2 protein-coding genes and 1 pseudogene are annotated in these 2,182 nt (G+C 52.1%); 1 reads left to right on the plus strand and 2 read right to left on the minus strand.

Annotation, left to right across the window (positions count from 1 at the left end):
- A pseudogene (locus DVK07_RS23810) lies at window positions 1-501 on the minus strand (transposase); the annotation flags it as partial.
- A 100-nt stretch (window positions 502-601) separates the two neighbouring features.
- Window positions 602-1,602, minus strand: a protein-coding gene (locus tag DVK07_RS19000) for an IS630 family transposase (RefSeq protein ID WP_121598460.1) whose coding sequence is annotated in 2 segments (ribosomal slippage) — window positions 602-1,110 and window positions 1,110-1,602 — 1,002 coding nt in all. Because the reading frame shifts where the segments join, the coding sequence is not laid out codon by codon here.
- 50 nt (window positions 1,603-1,652) lie between these two features.
- Here DVK07_RS19000 and DVK07_RS19005 point away from each other — a divergent pair.
- Entirely contained in the window at window positions 1,653-2,144 is a 492-nt protein-coding gene (locus DVK07_RS19005; protein ID WP_121598461.1) for a hypothetical protein, read from the plus strand.
- The last annotated feature ends 38 nt before the right edge of the window (window positions 2,145-2,182 follow it).

Genomic DNA, 2,182 nt, shown 5'->3' on the forward strand with positions numbered 1-2,182 from the left:
CGCAAGCGTAAATCGCGTGCGAGGAGCGACGATACACAGTGTTGCGAAGCAAAACGCTTTGTTCGTTCCGAGATCTGGATACGTGGTTAGGACGTGGTCTGTGTCGGCAGATCCGTAGAACCGCCACTCGTGGAGATCGATGGCAACATCGACGAACGCAGGAAGTCGGCGTTGAGACCGGAGGACTTCGAACACTTGATCTCGGACGCCATCGAACTGGTCGGTGATAGCCTCTGCTGAGAGATTACGCAAGTGATACAGCAGCGATTTAGCGAGCGAATTACGCGCCGTAGAGGTGATATCGACGTGCTCACCACGATCAAGTTGGAGCGTTTTCCCACCCGTATTTGCGAACTCCTGATCAAAAGCAATCCGAGAGAGGATTTCTTGGAAATCCTCTCTCGTGTACTTCCCACACGGTTTTACGCCGAATTCGAGTTCTGGAAATAGCACCGTCGACGCGGCACGGCAAACCTGTTTCGCCTCAGCTGTCTGGACCATTTGGTGACCAACACAGCCCAGCCTGAAGAGTCTCAGTCAGGTTCGGCAACTACTGTGAAGGGCGGGGAGGAAGCCAATGCGAGTTCGGCTATAGTAGACGTTAGAAATAGTTGCTCACTTTTGGAATAGAAATTTGGTCAAGAGCGGTATCGATCGCTGTTGTAAGTTCGTCGAGTGAGTCGAAGAATCGGTTGCTGAGAGCTGCTTGGAGCTGTCTCCAACATTCCTCGACAGGGTTCAACTCCGGCGAATATGACGGGAGCGTCACAAACGCGAGGTCGTCACGGGCCGCGAGGTCCGTGACGGCCGATGCCTGAAAATACGGTGCACCATCGAGCACAACGATCAGATCCTCTTCAAATTCGTCACATAGTGCTAAAATGAAATGTTTTGCGTGATCAGCGGTAATGTACTCTGTAAGCCGTGAGAAAAAGCGATCGCCGTCCTCGGTGATTGCGCCGAGCAAGCACGTCCACTCCCGCTGACCGGATAATTCGACAGAAGGCCGCGTGCCGCGCGGAAACCACGCGGCACGCGGCTCGACTTGGACGGATTTCTTGGTTTGATCGATACAGACTACTGTGGCGTCCATCTCTCGCCGCTTTTTTTGATCTCGTCGTGAAACGCTTCTTGGTCGTCTTCGTCGGATTCAGCGGCTGAACGGCGTGGTTTTTGATAACTCAATCCCGCCTCTTTCAACAACCGCCGGCAGCTCGGGAGTGAATACTCGACGCCGTACGTTTCTTCGAGATATTCTTGTGCGAGTGCCGGCGTCCACGCCGGCGCGTCAACGCCGATCTCTTCGGGTGATTCGTGGATTGTTTGTTCAAACTCTTGTTGCTGTTTTTCTGAGAGTTTTCGTCTTCGACCAGATCGATGAGCATCTGTAACAGCTTGTTCAAGCGGTTCGTCGGTATCGAGTCGGTTGAGCCAGTTATAGATCGTTTTTCGCTCTGTGTCGTACCACTCGGCAAGTTCGGTTTGCGTGACGCCGTTTTTGTACGCGATCGCAGCTAACAGCCGTTGAGTCGGCTTGTTTCCATCAACATTGTCAAGCGCCTCTTGGAGTTCTTCGACAGAGATCTCGTTGAGGTGATCCATTACAGGTAACATATATTTCTGAGTAAAAAGTTCTACCGACTACTATAGCTGTGGAGGATGAATGGGTCATGCATACAGCGGTGAAGGACGGTACTTCGAACGAACGCGTTACAACGACACTCATCGGGCTACCAGGAGACCCAGATGATGATCAGTACGGGTACGGTACCATACCTGATGAAGGTGAGACGGCAATTCCGGAAGAAGATCAGGTAGCAGTTCCGTTCTACACGAACACGTACGTTGACGATACGACTGCACTCGACCGCCGAGAAGCACTCCGAAAAGTCAAGCGATATAGTCGTCGTGGTGGGATTGAGACCGCGTATAAGAAGATTAAAGAGTTCGTTGCATGGACAACTTCGAAGGATTTCAGCGTCCGGCTGTTCCATTTTGGCTTCGCTGTTCTCCTGTATAATTCGTGGCTGATGGTTGACTTCCTCGTACAGACCGGGTTGGATATCGAGTTCCGGTCAAAGCCGCGGATAACGGCACAGAGATTCATCGAGTTCGTTAAACAGCGGCTGGTTCGGCTAATATAGCCCCAATACTCCTCTGCACTCGCATCGGTGCGTAGAGC

It is taken from the genome of Halorubrum sp. Atlit-26R (assembly GCF_003666015.1).
Taxonomy (GTDB): domain Archaea; phylum Halobacteriota; class Halobacteria; order Halobacteriales; family Haloferacaceae; genus Halorubrum.